This window comes from Nonlabens sp. (assembly GCF_051251825.1).
Lineage (GTDB): Bacteria > Bacteroidota > Bacteroidia > Flavobacteriales > Flavobacteriaceae > Nonlabens.
Genome location: NZ_JBPOGG010000011.1, coordinates 36148 through 50801, shown reverse-complemented (window position 1 = coordinate 50801; position 14654 = coordinate 36148). Strand labels below are relative to the sequence as shown.

General features: G+C 36.1%; 13 protein-coding genes. 7 read left to right on the top strand and 6 right to left on the bottom strand.

Going from position 1 to position 14654, the window contains the following annotated elements; all coding sequences use genetic code 11:
- From ACSHWW_RS12015 to ACSHWW_RS12005, 3 genes are all read left to right on the top strand, one after another.
- The gene (locus tag ACSHWW_RS12015; protein WP_435682704.1) at positions 1-750 is read left to right on the top strand and encodes a heavy-metal-associated domain-containing protein; all 750 of its coding nucleotides are present in this window, start codon (positions 1-3) and stop codon (positions 748-750) included.
- 98 nt (positions 751-848) lie between these two features.
- Positions 849-1319: a T9SS type A sorting domain-containing protein gene (locus ACSHWW_RS12010; RefSeq protein ID WP_435682703.1), complete on the top strand. Its 471-nt coding sequence runs from the start codon at positions 849-851 to the stop codon at positions 1317-1319.
- A 3-nt stretch (positions 1320-1322) separates the two neighbouring features.
- The gene (locus ACSHWW_RS12005; protein ID WP_435682702.1) at positions 1323-2891 is read left to right on the top strand and encodes an Omp28-related outer membrane protein; all 1569 of its coding nucleotides are present in this window, start codon (positions 1323-1325) and stop codon (positions 2889-2891) included.
- Between the two features lie 68 nt (positions 2892-2959).
- On the opposite strand, the gene hppD is transcribed toward ACSHWW_RS12005, so the two are convergent.
- The 4 genes from hppD to ACSHWW_RS11985 form a co-directional block, all read right to left on the bottom strand.
- On the bottom strand, positions 2960-4123 hold the full coding sequence (hppD, locus tag ACSHWW_RS12000; RefSeq protein ID WP_435682701.1) for a 4-hydroxyphenylpyruvate dioxygenase: 1164 nt from the start codon (positions 4121-4123) through the stop codon (positions 2960-2962).
- Positions 4124-4400: 277 nt separating this feature from the next.
- Complete coding sequence (locus tag ACSHWW_RS11995; protein WP_435682700.1) at positions 4401-4889, bottom strand: OmpH family outer membrane protein; 489 nt, start codon at positions 4887-4889, stop codon at positions 4401-4403.
- A 92-nt stretch (positions 4890-4981) separates the two neighbouring features.
- Positions 4982-7597: a T9SS type B sorting domain-containing protein gene (locus ACSHWW_RS11990; protein ID WP_435682699.1), complete on the bottom strand. Its 2616-nt coding sequence runs from the start codon at positions 7595-7597 to the stop codon at positions 4982-4984.
- 84 nt (positions 7598-7681) lie between these two features.
- Entirely contained in the window at positions 7682-9031 is a 1350-nt protein-coding gene (locus ACSHWW_RS11985) for a DEAD/DEAH box helicase (protein ID WP_435682698.1), read from the bottom strand.
- A gap of 195 nt (positions 9032-9226) precedes the next feature.
- Between ACSHWW_RS11985 and rlmF the strand changes: the two genes are divergently transcribed.
- Positions 9227-10084, top strand: a complete 858-nt coding sequence (gene rlmF, locus ACSHWW_RS11980; protein ID WP_435682697.1) for a 23S rRNA (adenine(1618)-N(6))-methyltransferase RlmF — start codon at positions 9227-9229, stop codon at positions 10082-10084.
- Positions 10085-10087: 3 nt separating this feature from the next.
- Here rlmF and ACSHWW_RS11975 read toward each other — a convergent pair whose 3' ends face one another.
- On the bottom strand, positions 10088-11416 hold the full coding sequence (locus tag ACSHWW_RS11975; RefSeq protein ID WP_435682696.1) for a pyridoxal phosphate-dependent decarboxylase family protein: 1329 nt from the start codon (positions 11414-11416) through the stop codon (positions 10088-10090).
- 42 nt (positions 11417-11458) lie between these two features.
- Here ACSHWW_RS11975 and ACSHWW_RS11970 point away from each other — a divergent pair, with 42 nt between their 5' ends.
- Positions 11459-11830, top strand: coding sequence for a glyoxalase (locus ACSHWW_RS11970; RefSeq protein ID WP_435682695.1), 372 nt, complete (start codon positions 11459-11461; stop codon positions 11828-11830).
- 39 nt (positions 11831-11869) lie between these two features.
- Complete coding sequence (locus ACSHWW_RS11965) at positions 11870-12037, top strand: Lacal_2735 family protein (RefSeq protein WP_435682694.1); 168 nt, start codon at positions 11870-11872, stop codon at positions 12035-12037.
- 169 nt (positions 12038-12206) lie between these two features.
- Here the strand turns inward: ACSHWW_RS11965 and argS are convergent, their stop codons facing one another.
- Positions 12207-13988 (bottom strand): arginine--tRNA ligase, encoded by a 1782-nt coding sequence (argS, locus tag ACSHWW_RS11960; RefSeq protein ID WP_435682693.1) that lies wholly within the window; start codon positions 13986-13988, stop codon positions 12207-12209.
- A gap of 70 nt (positions 13989-14058) precedes the next feature.
- On the opposite strand from argS, the gene ACSHWW_RS11955 reads away from it, so the two are divergent.
- Positions 14059-14484, top strand: coding sequence for a hypothetical protein (locus tag ACSHWW_RS11955; protein WP_435682692.1), 426 nt, complete (start codon positions 14059-14061; stop codon positions 14482-14484).
- Positions 14485-14654: the final 170 nt, after the last annotated feature.

Sequence of the window (14654 nt, the reverse complement as noted above, 5' to 3'; positions counted from 1 at the left end):
ATGAAACATACATATAACATCACGGGAATGACCTGTAACGGTTGCCGCACAGATGTTGAGAATAGATTAAATGCCGTAGATGGAGTTGATGAAGCAGTGGTTACTTTAGAAAACGAAAAAGCCGTAATCACCATGAACTCACATATTTCTTTAGAGACTTTTCAGAAAGCCTTGCCTGAGAAATATACCATCACAGTTCAACAAGAACGTAATGTTTTTGAAAGTACTTCCATACCTACCGGTAGGCAAGCTTTCGCGGAAGCGGAACCTACAAGATCTAAGCTTGAACAACTCAAACCTTTATTTTTAATATTAGGTTACATTTCAATCGCTACCATTCTTCTTAATTACCAGAGAGAAAACTGGGATGGCGCCATGCTGGATTTTATGGGAATGTTTTATATCGTTTTCAGCTTTTTTAAGATGTTGGATTTGAAAGGTTTTCCTGAATCGTTTAGAATGTATGATCCGCTTGCAAAGGTTTTACCAGTTTATGGATGGATTTATCCGTTTATTGAAACAGCGCTAGGATTGATGTTTTTAATGCGTTTTCAGGTGGATATGGCACTCATCTTTACGTTAGTTGTTTTGGGAATAACCACGATAGGTGTTACTAGAACTTTACTGGATAAAAAAGCGATTCAATGTGCTTGTCTAGGCACAGCATTAAAACTACCTATGACTGAGGCTACTTTTATAGAAAATGTAATTATGATAATCATGGCTGTTTTTATGCTATGTTATAATTAAATTATAACAAATTATCAATCCAACAGAGCGATTGTTAATAATTAGTTAATGAGGTTTTTTATCTACGATACAGCTAGGAATTAATTTATTTTTATAGAATGAAAACATTAATTACTTTACTACTATTCGCAACTGTTTTGAATGCTCAAACAATCTCAAAACAAATAATAAATACAACAGGTAATTCTACTGTTAGCGGAAATATTAAACTAAGTCATTCAGTCGGAGAAACTGTAACAGGCACTTTTACAGATAACAATGGTCTAATTCAAATAAGTAACGGATATTTTCCAGGCTTATTACAAAATGAACTATCCTTAAGTAGCTTTTCTAATTTAGACTTAAAGATTTATCCCAATCCAACCTCTTCAAAATTTTATTTTCTTAGTGATAGCTTGGAAAAATTTGAATTGAGTTTATTCGATTTAAGTGGAAAAGTTTTAATGAGAAAGAAATTAAATATTAATAACTCTGTTGATATGACGCCGTACCAAGCAGGAATCTACGTTTTGAGAATTAAATATGAAAATGGCAATGAAGAATTCATACATCAACTCATTAAAATATAAATTATGAAAAATATTTTTCAACATTTAGTATTAATAATAATTATTAATATTGGATTTTATTCTATTGCTCAAGCTCCTCAAGGATTTAATTATCAAAGTACGATTAGAGATAATTCAGGCTCATTAATAAATAATCAAACTGTCATTTTTCAGTTTGACATTTATTCTGTAAGCCCTAATACAACTCCCGTTTATTCTGAGAACCACACTGTCACGACAGATAATATTGGACAGATCTCTTTAGTTATTGGACAAGGCACACCATTACTCGGTACATTTTTAAATATCGACTGGGCAAATACAAATCATCATTTAGGAATACAAATTGATACTGGTTCAGGATTAGTTTCGCTTGGAAGTAGTCAGTTCCTAAGTGTCCCATATGCTTTATATGCAGAAAACAGTTCAATACCAAGTCTAACAGACGTATTATCTTCAGGGAATGATGCATCCGCAATAAGAATCACTAATCTACAAGACCCAGTTGATAATCAAGATGCTGCAACTAAAGCGTACGTTGATTCAAATAATTCTCAAAACCAAATACCGTCAGGAATTAATCCGGGAGATATGTTGATATGGGATGGAAATGCTTGGGTTGCCACTCCTTCACCCTTCTCAGCGACAAACATAACAGTAAACTCGGACTCAACGAGTTATTTATTAAATTCTGTAATCACTTTAACTTCAATTGATAATTTTAGTAATGACCTTACTACAGATACCATTTTTTCAATTGATGGGGCTCCAATTTCTGGCAATACTTTTATCGGTTTAACTCCTGGCACAAAAATTATTACAGGCGAGTACAATGGGCGAGTATCTTCACCACTAATAATAGAAGTAATAGCAAACTCATATACCAAAAAAATTCTTATTGATAGTTATACGGGCGCATGGTCTGGTCAAGCACCTAGAGTCTCAAATACTTTTTCCATAATTGATGGTCAAAGCAACGCAAATCAATTTATTCGGCTGGACATACATAATGGAGACAGTATGGCATATTTAGAAGAATCTATTTTAAGAAGTACATTTAATGTCAACTTGTTTCCATCAGCTTATATCGATAGATCTAATCTTTGGAATGCAGTTGATATTAACAACATGGACTTAGTTCAAATCAATGATTTCTTAAGTAATAATGATGCGCCTGGATCAGGATTATCTATTAATTCGACAATTAGTGGTAATATGGTTAATACAACCGTACAAGTAGGTTTTGATATTGATTTTTCAGACACTAAATTGGTTGTTTATTTGGTTGAAGATAATGTGATTTTCAATCAAAGCAATTCAACCACGAATTATGGAGGTGTAAACCCATTAGTGAATTTTCAACATAATAATGTAATGTTAGCTAGGTTTACTAATTTATTAGGTGACTCTATACCTAATAATCAATCATTAAGAAATAATATTTTTTCTTCTACGTATACAACTTCCATACCTTCTACTCCTATAGGAGTCGTTAACGGGAATCTTAAAATTATTGCTTTTCTTACAAATAATAATAATGAGGTCATTAATGCACAAATTGCCGGTGTTGGTACTAATCAACCATTTGACTAAGACAGAAAATCAAAACGCCCGTAATCTATAGAGATTACGGGCGTTTTTTTGTTTAAATATTTCTGGTACTATAAAGTTCCTCTTCTTGCTTGTTGTCTTTCTATAGCTTCAAAAAGCGCTTTAAAATTTCCTACTCCAAATGATTGTGCACCTTTGCGTTGTATCACTTCAATAAACATCGTAGGTCGATCTAAGACGTTATTAGTGAACAGTTGCAGCAAGTAACCTTCATCATCTCTATCGATGAGAATACCATGTTTTTTAAGTAATTCTATATCTTCATCTATCTCTCCTACTCGTTCTAGAATATCGTCATAATAAGTATCTGGAACATATAAGAATTCCACACCACGATCTCTCATGGCACTTACTGTTGCAACGATATCATCAGTCGCAACGGCGATATGCTGGACTCCAGGTCCATTATAGAAATCTAAGTATTCTTCTATCTGAGATTTTTTCTTTCCTTCGGCTGGTTCATTGATAGGGAATTTTACACGGCCGTTACCGTTACTCATCACTTTACTCATGAGTGCGGTATATTCAGTTGCGATATCATCATCAGCAAATGAAATGATTTGTGCAAAGCCCATAACTTCACCGTAGAACTTACACCATTTATTCATCTCGTCCCAGCCTACATTACCTACCATATGGTCGATAAACTTTAATCCTACTGGTTCTGGATTATAGTGTGATTCCCATTTCTCATAACCTGGTAAAAAGACTCCATTGTAATTTTTGCGTTCTACAAAAATATGCACGGTTTCTCCATACGTGTAGATTCCTGATCGCACTACTTCTCCATGCTCATCTTTCTCAACCGTAGGTTCCATATATGGTTTTGCACCACGTTTAGTAGTTTCTTCAAAAGCGCTTCTCGCATCCTCTACCCATAAAGCTACTACCTTCACTCCATCACCATGCACATTAATATGTTCATTGAGCTCACCACCTTTTTGCAATGGAGTGGTGAGAACTAGTTTAATCTTTCCTTGAGTTAACACATAAGACACGCGATCTTTTAATCCGGTTTCTAATCCTGCATAAGCAAAAGACTGAAAACCGAATGCACTTTTATAATAATGAGCAGCTTGTTTTGCATTCCCTACATAGAGCTCTACATAATCTGTTCCTAATAATGGAAGGAAATCCTCAGCCTCACTAAATAATTTCTTAAGTGAATATTCTGTATTTACTAGATTTTTTAAATCTTTTATTTCTTTGGCCATAATCGTAATTGTTTCAAATTTTTAAAATAGTTGATATCATAATCCTCATTAAAAAGATTACCACATAGCTCTTACATGAGCGGCTATTTTAAAAAGTGTACAAGTCATTAGTATTCATTAATTCATCTATTTCTAGATATAGGTAAAGATACAGATTAGAAAAGAAATGGATAGAGCTTAAACATAAGTTGTTGAAGATATAGCTATTATAAATCAGGAATTATTTCCCATAAAAAAACCGCTCAGCTGAGCGGTTTTTCATTTAAATTATATAGATCTATAATCCCATGTCTGCTTTAACAGCATCAGTAATATTTACAGAATCCTCTGCAAAAAGTACTGATCCTACAGAAACTATTATTTTAAAACCTTTTGCTTTGGCAACTTTAGAAATAGCCGCGTTAAGCTTTGCATAAATAGGTTCCATCAATTCATTGCGTCTCATAGAGAGTTTTAATTCTGCTCCTTGCTTTTCAGTATTCAAAGTACCTTCTAGTTGTTGCGCTTGTTTTTCTAGTTCTTGCTTTCGTGCATCAGTAATACCAGGTTTTTGAGATTCTTTCACAAGATCTTGAAATCTTGCGTTTGCATTATTCTCAGCTTTTGTAATTTCTACCTGAAGATTGTTTGCAAAGTTCTTCAATTGAGTTTCGGCAGCGCTTACTTCTGGCATTTTAGATAAAAGAAACTCTGCATCCACGTAACCTGTTTGTGCAAATGTGAAAGTTGATGCTACAAGTGCTACTAATAAAAATATTTTTTTCATGATTGTTTTTTAAGGAGCACAAGATAATTAAAATGTGCTTTTATGTTTATATAATTTTCAAATTCCAATAACTGAGCCAAAGTTATTTCAAGCTATCTTTTTACCGCAAAATATCCACTTATCTCTTGAGAGACTCCATTCACCTCATAGCTCAACATATACCAGTATGTACTCGATGGCAAGGGATTCCCATTATACATCGCATCCCAACCTATACCATCTGGAGCGAGTTGTTTTAATAATTTCCCATAACGATCAAAAATATAAATGCTAGTTACGGTAACATCTGTACTATTAACTTCAATCTTCCAGAAATCGTTATATCCATCATTATTAGGTGTCACATAATCTGGAATGATAAATAATGGTTCTTCAGGTTCGGGAATTATTACTACAGGATTTATTACTAAATCAAAATTCACCTCATCCTCACAACCCGAATTGTTTACATCATAAACATATAAGGTTACTGGATAGGTAGCAAAATCCAATATATCAATCACATCACCAGGCATGTAAGAAGTTCCCATTCCACCAGTTTGTGTAAAGTATAATTCATTACCACTTAAATTAGCACCAGTTATGGCTGGAAAAGTAAAAGTCCCAGTTGAAATTTGATTACCAATAGTATTTAAACTAGGAGCTGGAATCACAGTAATGGTAATCACCTCAGTAGCGGTATTATTCATAGCAAGTCCACTATCCATAACAGTACATTCATATATAGTAGTTGCTACTGGAGTCGCTGTAAAAGAAGCCGATGTTGATAAAACGGTAGTAGAGCCTTGCACACGCCATTGATACGTGTAAATCCCTTGAGCGCTTGATGGGTCAGGCGTTGCGGTTAAAACTGTAGATAATCCTTCACATATATTATTAGAAGAGCTACTCAAGCTTAAAGTTAAAGGCTGCGGCGTTACTATATCCAGTATAAAAGACTCCTCATCGTCGCATGAACCATTATCATCAAATATGTAAAGCGTTACAGGTAAAGATGTAAAATCTGCTGCGGTGACTATATCACCTGCAGTATATATGGTTCCCATTCCATTGGGTTGTGTATAATAAGCTTGTCCACCAGTAAGTCCAGTTCCAGTGATTGTAGGAAATGTGAAGTTGCCAGTTGCATTTTGATTAGCAAGCGCTGTAATATCTACTGTAGGCAAAACCGTAAAATCGGTCATGTCAAATCCCATTCCTGTACCATTCTCTACACCAGAGTCATTTACAGTTACAGAAACCGTAGTGGAAACCGATGCGGTAACCGTTATGCTTGCTGTATTGGGATAAGCCGTTCCTTGAGTATCGCTCCAGTTGTAAGTGTAAGTTCCATATGGTGTTGCAGGAACTGGAGTTGCCGTTAATGTAACCATTTCACCAGCACATACATTTTGAATTCCACCAGGTGTGATAGTTACTTGAGCATCTACAAATTCTATGTCAAACTGCTCAACAAGTTCACAACCGTTAGTGTCTAATCCATACACATATATGGTAGCAGGATTAGTCGCAAACATAGTAGGATCTACAATATCTCCAGTATTCCATGGAGTTCCTGTATGCATAGGATTATCATAAAAAGCAGTGTTTGCTGGAATATTAGTTCCCGTAATTGCAGGTAACGTATAAGAGGAATGAGCTATCACATTTGCTATAGGATTCCACACTGGTTGAGGATTTACCGTTACAGTTATGCTCGCTGTAGCAATATTATCTGGCGCAACTCGACCAGAGTCTGTGATGATACATTCATAAGTTGTTGTTGCTGTAATATTTATGGGTAACACAGCACTTGTACCTACCACACCTGCTTGACCTTGAATACTCCATTCATAACTATAAACACCAAGTGGCGTCAACGGATCTGCAATACTGTTGAGAACGGTATTTGCATTTTGACAATACTCTGGAGCGCTACTACCGTTTGAATCTTCAATCTCTAGAGTAATGGAACATATTACATCACTGGCAACCTCAGCAGCTCCAAAAATCGTCGAGTTCACCACGTTTGAACAATTAAACGTAGTTTGCGCGGTGTTCACATCTACAAATCTAGTGTCATTTCCACCAGTCGCTACAAGCGCATAAGTAGGGTTCACAGCACAAGGATTTGCTGTTATTATAGTTACCACTCCAAAAACGCTCGAAAAACCTGCAGTAGATGGAATTGTTCCTATAAGCGAAGAATTCCCTGGATTTGCAACATCTATTAAAACTAGTTCGTTACTCTCTGCGCTTAAGTATAAATTACCATTGAAAAAAGTCAAATCGCCGGCACTACCAAAACCCGTATTCCCTAAGAAAGTTGCCGTCATTGCGGCCACATCTATTCTAAAAAGTGCTCCAGGTTGGTCCTCATGAACTCCTAGCAATACACCTTGAGATTCCTTAACTAAAGAATTAATATTAAAACTCGTAGTTGTACCTACTACAGTCAAATTACCTAGCGAATTTATAGCTCCAGTTGTCACGTTAATCCTAAACAATTCCGAGTTACGCGTACCATAAAGAGTATCATCTGTATCTCCTTGAGCGATATCATAAAATGCAGACGTGTGACTCGCCACGACCGTTGATGTGCAATTACCTAAATCTGCCAGTACGACATCACCATTTCCTAGGCATAGGTAGGATGTGTTTACGGATTGCGCTTTCGCGAAAGCGAATAAAAACAAACATAACAGGCTCGTAATAAGATGCTTTTTCAAAAGAAATAGTGCTTTAATTATTATGCAAAATTACCGATTTATAAACTTTTACTAAGTGATTCCTTTAACAGACCAACTGAATAACTACTTCTTCCTGCGGCGATTTGCAGTTTTATCACCTCTTGTTTTAGGTTTCTTATACTTCTTCTCCATGATCCTGCGATAGCTACCACCTTGATTGGTCTTTTGGTTCTTTTCACTTTTTTCATGAAATGAAGCACCACGTTCCTCCTCAATTATCTTGTGCGGATTAAACAGCTCTCGCACGACTGGTTTTTCTTCAGGAGTTTTCTGAGTGGAGATCTCTACTTCTTCAGGGAAAGGAAGCTCTGGGATTTTATAATCCATTAATTCCTCAATCTTTTCTTTATCCTCTTTTTCTTTCTCGGTATAGAAAAGTATTGTTTTACCTTTCTCTTCGGCACGACCACTACGACCTATACGGTGCATATAGTTTTCAGGAAAAGAAGGAACGTCTAAATTAATAACGTGTGAGATTTTATCAAGATCGAGTCCACGAGCCATCACGTCTGTAGCTATTAAAATACGTCGCTCACCGCTATCAAATAATTCAATGGAGCGCAATCTATAATTCTGTGTCTTGTTGGAATGGATTACAGCGATTTCATCACCATAGCGTTCCAGCATGTATTCCTGTAAGCGATCTGCACTCTTTTTATTTCCTGCAAAAACGAGTACTTTTTTAAATTCTTCCTCATCAGTAAGTAAGTCCATGAGTAAGTTAGCCTTAGTGTAGAAATTCTCTACAGGATAACAAGTCTGCTCGATGTTTTCTAAACGAGTACCACTAACAGCAACACTTACTTTCTCTGGATTAAAGAAATAAGCTCTTATAAATTCCTCTATCAAGTCAGTCATGGTAGCACTGAACATGATGTTTTGACGCTTAACAGGTAAGTGTTCAAAGATATTAGTCAACTGAAAACGGAAACCCAAGTCCAGCATCACATCTACCTCATCAATAACCACTTTTTTACAGTTTTTCAATCGTACCGTTTGTGCAACTATTAAATCATACAATCTTCCAGGTGTTGCAACGATGATATCTACACCATCTGTCACAGCTTTCTTTTGAGTATTAATATTAGTTCCTCCATAGACTCCTAGCACTCTTACATTTATATAAGCAGCATAAGATTCTATTTGTTCCACTACTTGCACAACTAGTTCACGTGTAGGAACCATAATGAGCATGCGAGGATCTAAGCTTTCAGAATATTTTAATTCATGAAGTAACGGCAACATGTACCCGAGTGTTTTACCAGTACCGGTTTGTGCAATACCTATCATATCTCTACCCGATAAGATTACCGGAAAAGCTTGTTCTTGGATAGGTGTCATGGTAGTAAAACCTAAATCACTCAAGCCGTTACGTAACGGTGTGGATAGATTTAGTTCCTCAAAATTCTTCATGAAAATGATTTTTGCAAAGGTAGTGGAAATAGCGCTGAACTTGAACTTCAATTTGAATTCGAACCAGAACCTGAAAAAATGAATTTTCTTTTTATCAATCAGTAATATGCAAAGAAGCTATAATGAAGTGAAAAGAGACTCAGCAGTTTTAGAGAACTAATGACAATTAACCCAAGACTAACTTATCTTTGTGCCATGCACGATAATAATTTACACAAACACGGTTATGATTTACTCCTATTATCTGAGTCATTTCCTGCTTTAAAGTCCCATTTCATTACTAAGGAAGATGGACACATAAGTATAGATTTTACTGATCCAGATGCTGTCCTTGCGTTAAACACTGCGCTACTCAAGGAACACTATGGAGTTCAGAATTGGGAATTGCCGGTGGATTATTTGAGTCCGCCCATTCCTAGTCGTGTGGACTATATCTTACACCTAGCAGATCTTGTAGGAGAGAAAAACATCACTGGGCTAGATATAGGTACTGGCGCAAACATGATTTACCCTATTCTAGGAACAGCTATTTTTAATTGGAAAATGGTAGGTAGTGAGGTAGATGAGGATAGTTACGCTTTCGCGAAAGCGTTACAAGAAAAAATCTCCATGCCCAAATCTCGTAAAATTTCAAACATAGCCTTGAGATTCCAGGAAGATCGTGGTTCCATATTAAAAGGCATCATCAAGCCTCAAGAATTATATGACTTCACGATGTGCAATCCGCCGTTTTATGCTAGTGAAGAAGAAGCGCGCAAGGCTAACCAGCGCAAAAACAAAAATTTGGGCTATGAATCGCGCAACCGTAACTTTGCCGGGAAATCACATGAGTTATGGTGTAATGGTGGCGAGGCATTATTTGTAAAAAGGCTCATCAAGGAAAGTGCCGATTTTCAATCACAGGTAGGCTGGTTCACCAGTTTAATTTCTCGCAAAGAGAATTTACCTAAACTGGAAAAACAGCTCAAAAAGATGAAAACCACCTATAAAATTATCCCTATGAATAGTGGTAATAAAAAGAGTCGCTTGCTTGTCTGGAAGTTTGATCGTTAATATTTAGACAGGTAATTGCGCTTTAAAATCCTGTAAGAACTGAATGATTTTATCACCCTTCACATGATCCATTACCACAATCTTTAACCATTCAGGATTGTTATGATTATCTGGCACTAAACCGTATTTCAAGACTAAATCTGTAGTGACAAAATCCCTATGAATAGCGATGATGTTACTACCATCAAAGTGAATCATTTTCACGTTCCACTGTTCAAGCTGATTTTTCAATCTCAAAGTGCGTTGAGCAAGTGCCAGCATGCGCTCTGCCCAGTCATAAGGACCATAATTCATTAAAATCTTATAAATACTTATGGCATTTGCACCACTGCGACTTCCCACGAGTGTGCAATCCATTCCAGCTACGTATTGAGCACTGTCTGTTAAGCTGTACTTGAGCAGTCCTTTACGGATTACAAAAATCCCAGTTCCGTATGGTGCTTGTAACATTTTATGAGCGTCAAGTGTAAAGGAATCTATACGTTCATCTTCAAAAGTAAGTGGCTGGTCTGGATGTGTGAACGGCAGGAAAAACCCACCATAAGCTCCATCAACATGAACCTTAACGGTCATGGAAGCAAACTGAGCGATGATGTCCATATAATCATCTAGTGAATCCACTGAGCCATACATGGTCGTCATCATATTCACAACTAGGATTAATTTATCGATACCTTGATGTTTCAAAAGAGTTAATTGCTTTTTAAGATGTTCTTGATTAATGACTCTAGTGTCTTTTTCAACTGCTACTTTACATTGTTTGATATTCAACAAATTTGCAGCTTTATCCATGCTATAATGCGCATCTTCACTACACAATATAGCAATAGAACTATAATCCATATTGAGTTTAAAAGTCTCGTTATATAAATTACGATATACCCATATGGCCTGTATATTACCTTCAGTTCCACCAGAGGAAACATAACCATCAACTGTGTCGGGTTGCGCTTTTAAAATGTCATCACTTATAATTTTAATGACTTGCGCTTCCAGTTTTTGTGTTCCTGCAAAATAAGGCTCAGACAGATCAGTATCTGTATGAACTCCTATATGGTTAGGGTTATTAATAAGTGTTTTGAGAAAAGTAGAACCGTCGAGTACTTTAGAATCTGCAGCAAACTCACGTTGATCAAGATGTGATCCAGGAATTCCCATTTTTAAACTATCATAATAATTGATATTTTGATTCAACGCATCAATAATATGACTATCAATTTCTTTTTTAGTTAGTCTTTTCCAGTGAGAATAGGATTGATTATAGATCACACAAATAGTTTTAAATAAGTACCACACAAAAATAACCGATGTATTTTGCATACTTGCTGACAATTGTCATTTTTGTCAACATATCTAAGTACTAATTATTATTCTATGAAACCCGACATAAGAACTATATCAATTCGCCCATTTATAGGCTGTAATGATTATAAAGAATCTATCGCTTTTTATGAAGCGATAGGATTTCAGGTAATTTCAATAGCACAAAATATGAGTGTTTGTAGTATCGGAAGTTGCAGTTTTTATTTGCAAGACGCTCATATCAAAGATTGGATTGATAATACCATGCTTTTTCTAGAAGTAGAAAACCCAGAAGGCTTTTTAAATCACTTGAAGTCTCTAGATTTAAAGAAACAATTCCCTAGCATTCAACTTAAAGAAATGGTTCATCCAGATTGGGGAAAAGAGTTTTTCCTTCATGACCCGAGCAATATATTATGGCACATAGGTAGTTTTAAGAAGTAATGAAATGTTTAATCACCGACTTCATTAAAAACCACAATCATGTTTGGACTATTTAAAAAGAAAAGTGAGCTAGAAAAATTACAAGAAGAGTATCAAAAACTCATGGGAGATTTTCATAAACTTTCAAAATCAGACCGCTCTGCTGCAGATGCTGCTTTTGCAAAAGCCGACGAGATTGGAAAGAAGATGGATCTTTTGAAAAAGTAGGCAGGTTTTCAGTAAGCAGTAGGCAGTCTTTTTCTTTTCTATAATGCCAAAAACCTTATGCAACATTAGCAGAATGCTATTCTCTGCAAAGCCGAGATAGCAAAGATGTTATTAAAACCAACTTCAAATTTCCAGTTCGAGTTCAGATTCAAGTTCAAGTTCACCAACTTTACATCTGCTCAGGAACTTCTATTCCAAGTAAGCCACAAGCTGATTTAATCACATCGGCAGTTTTGAAACACAGTGCTAGACGGAATTGCTTCATATCTGCATTAGTTTCTTCAACTATTTTGGGAACGTTCTGGTAGAAAGAATTGAATTCTTTTACGAGTTCATAGACATAGTTTGCCACTAGTGCTGGACTGTAATTTCTTGCAGCAGCATGAACCGTTTCTGGATACTGCTGTAATAACTTGATTACGGTTACATCTTTATCGGTCAATTCTAAATCTGTTGCCACTTTTAAATCACCTTTTTCAAAAGCCGATTTCTTTAAAATAGACTTGATACGTGCGTGAGTATATTGAATAAATGGTCCTGTATTCCCTTGAAAATCTACAGATTCTTTAGGGTCAAACATCATGCTTTTTTTAGGATCAACTTTAAGCATAAAATACTTTAAAGCACCTAATCCTATCATTTTATAAAGACGCTCTTTTTCAGAATCACTCATTCCTTCGAGCTTGCCTTGTTCTTGAGCAATCTCTCTAGCAGTGTCTGTCATCTCTTCCATGAGCTCGTCTGCATCTACTACAGTTCCTTCACGAGATTTCATTTTACCCGATGGTAATTCTACCATTCCATAACTAAGATGATATAGATTATCTGCCCAATTGTATCCTAGTTTCTTGAGTATTAAAAACAACACTTTAAAGTGATAGTCTTGCTCATTACCTACGGTATACACCATAGAGTTGATATCGTGATCTTTTACACGTTGTATAGCTGTTCCTATATCCTGAGTCATGTAAACTGCGGTACCATCAGAACGTAAAACAATTTTGCGATCCAGTCCTTCATCTGTCAAATCTATCCATACAGAACCATCTGGATCTTTTTCAAACACATCTTTATCGAGGCCTATTTGCACTACATTTTTACCGAGTAAATAGGTGTTACTCTCATAATACAAGCTATCAAAATCAACTCCTAGATTCTTATAAGTGGTATCAAAACCTGCATAAACCCAACCGTTCATTTTTTTCCATAGCGCAACTACGGCTTCATCACCTTGTTCCCATTTGCGGAGCATTTCTTGGGCTGCGATGAGTGATGGCGCTTCTTTTTTAGCTTCTTCCTCCGTTTTACCAGCAGCTATTAAAGTGGCGATTTCTTTTTTATATTCTTGGTCAAACTTCACATAGTAATTCCCAACAAGTTTATCTCCTTTTAATCCTGTGGACGCTGGAGTTTCTCCATCACCATATTGTTCCCAAGCCAGCATAGATTTACAGATGTGAATTCCGCGATCGTTAATGATTTGGGTTTTATTCACTTTACGACCTGTTGCTGCTACTATTTGGGCTACAGAATATCCTAACAAGTTATTACGCACGTGTCCTAAATGCAATGGCTTGTTAGTATTAGGTGAGCTATATTCTACCATCACACCAGATTGTGATGCATCTACTGGCGTTTTACCATAATCAGCAGCGGCTAGGATGTTGTTGAAATCCTTGAGATAAATCGCTTGAGCGACTGTGATATTTAAAAAACCTTTGATGACTTCGTATGAAGTAATAAGGTCAGTTTTTGCCAGCTCTGCTCCTATTTGTTCTCCTATGACCGCAGGATTTCCTTTGATGTGTCTCAACATAGGAAATACCATTACCGTGAGGTCTCCGTTTTGATCTTTTCGCGTAAGCGTAATCTCAACAGATTCTAAACTCACAGAAAATAAATTTCCTACAGCGTTTTTAACAGCGTTTTCCAGTTGATTGTGAAGCGTCATGGGTACAAATTTAAGCCTGCAAAGATAAGTATTATGAAAGGCTTACGGAACTTTTGAGACTATTAGAAATATGCTATACAATGTCTCTTATAACGACTCAGAAACGCGACGCCTCATAGAAAAAGACGTAGGGAAAGTTTTAAGCTTGCGCGAAAGGTGGAAACTCAAGGGCAGCGGTTCACCTAAATTACATATCACTTCTAGCAGCATACAGATTCACAACTTGCTCGTGGTAGATAACAATCTTAATGTGTGTAATGTTGAGTTGCGTGAAAAAGGTATCATCGTAAGATTTAGATCTAGATTACAAACTTATGCACTACCTATTCCCTATTACAAACTAAACGTTTACAAAGGAAGAGCCGAAGAATACAGTATTTATAGAGATAATTATTTTGTAAAAGTAAAAGCCGACCGCAAGGTGATTCACGAGTTCTTTAAAAAGGTAAGCACTCAAAAAAGTGATTTGGGTTTTACTTATGTGGATGACCTTTGAAATAGTAGGCAGTTTTTAATGGGTTTTGAAGTTATTATGTAAACACCCCACTAAATGTCATTTCAAGGCGAGATTTTTAATGATATTCCCTTAATTGAAAACATAACTCCTTCCCTTGAGGGAAGGCTGGGATGGGTGTTTTACGAATATCATTTACTATAAAAAATCAA

Excerpts from the sequence above, each read along its gene's own strand:
- ACSHWW_RS11995 (WP_435682700.1), bottom strand. The coding sequence starts at position 4,889 with ATGAAAAAAATATTTTTATTAGTAGCACTTGTAGCATCAACTTTCACA.
- ACSHWW_RS11965 (WP_435682694.1), top strand. The coding sequence starts at position 11,870 with ATGTTTGGACTATTTAAAAAGAAAAGTGAGCTAGAAAAATTACAAGAA.
- rlmF (WP_435682697.1), top strand. The coding sequence starts at position 9,227 with ATGCACGATAATAATTTACACAAACACGGTTATGATTTACTCCTATTA.
- hppD (WP_435682701.1), bottom strand. The coding sequence starts at position 4,123 with ATGGCCAAAGAAATAAAAGATTTAAAAAATCTAGTAAATACAGAATAT.
- ACSHWW_RS12015 (WP_435682704.1), top strand. The coding sequence starts at position 1 with ATGAAACATACATATAACATCACGGGAATGACCTGTAACGGTTGCCGC.
- ACSHWW_RS11985 (WP_435682698.1), bottom strand. The coding sequence starts at position 9,031 with ATGAAGAATTTTGAGGAACTAAATCTATCCACACCGTTACGTAACGGC.
- ACSHWW_RS11970 (WP_435682695.1), top strand. The coding sequence starts at position 11,459 with ATGAAACCCGACATAAGAACTATATCAATTCGCCCATTTATAGGCTGT.
- argS (WP_435682693.1), bottom strand. The coding sequence starts at position 13,988 with ATGACGCTTCACAATCAACTGGAAAACGCTGTTAAAAACGCTGTAGGA.
- ACSHWW_RS12005 (WP_435682702.1), top strand. The coding sequence starts at position 1,323 with ATGAAAAATATTTTTCAACATTTAGTATTAATAATAATTATTAATATT.
- ACSHWW_RS11955 (WP_435682692.1), top strand. The coding sequence starts at position 14,059 with ATGCTATACAATGTCTCTTATAACGACTCAGAAACGCGACGCCTCATA.
- ACSHWW_RS12010 (WP_435682703.1), top strand. The coding sequence starts at position 849 with ATGAAAACATTAATTACTTTACTACTATTCGCAACTGTTTTGAATGCT.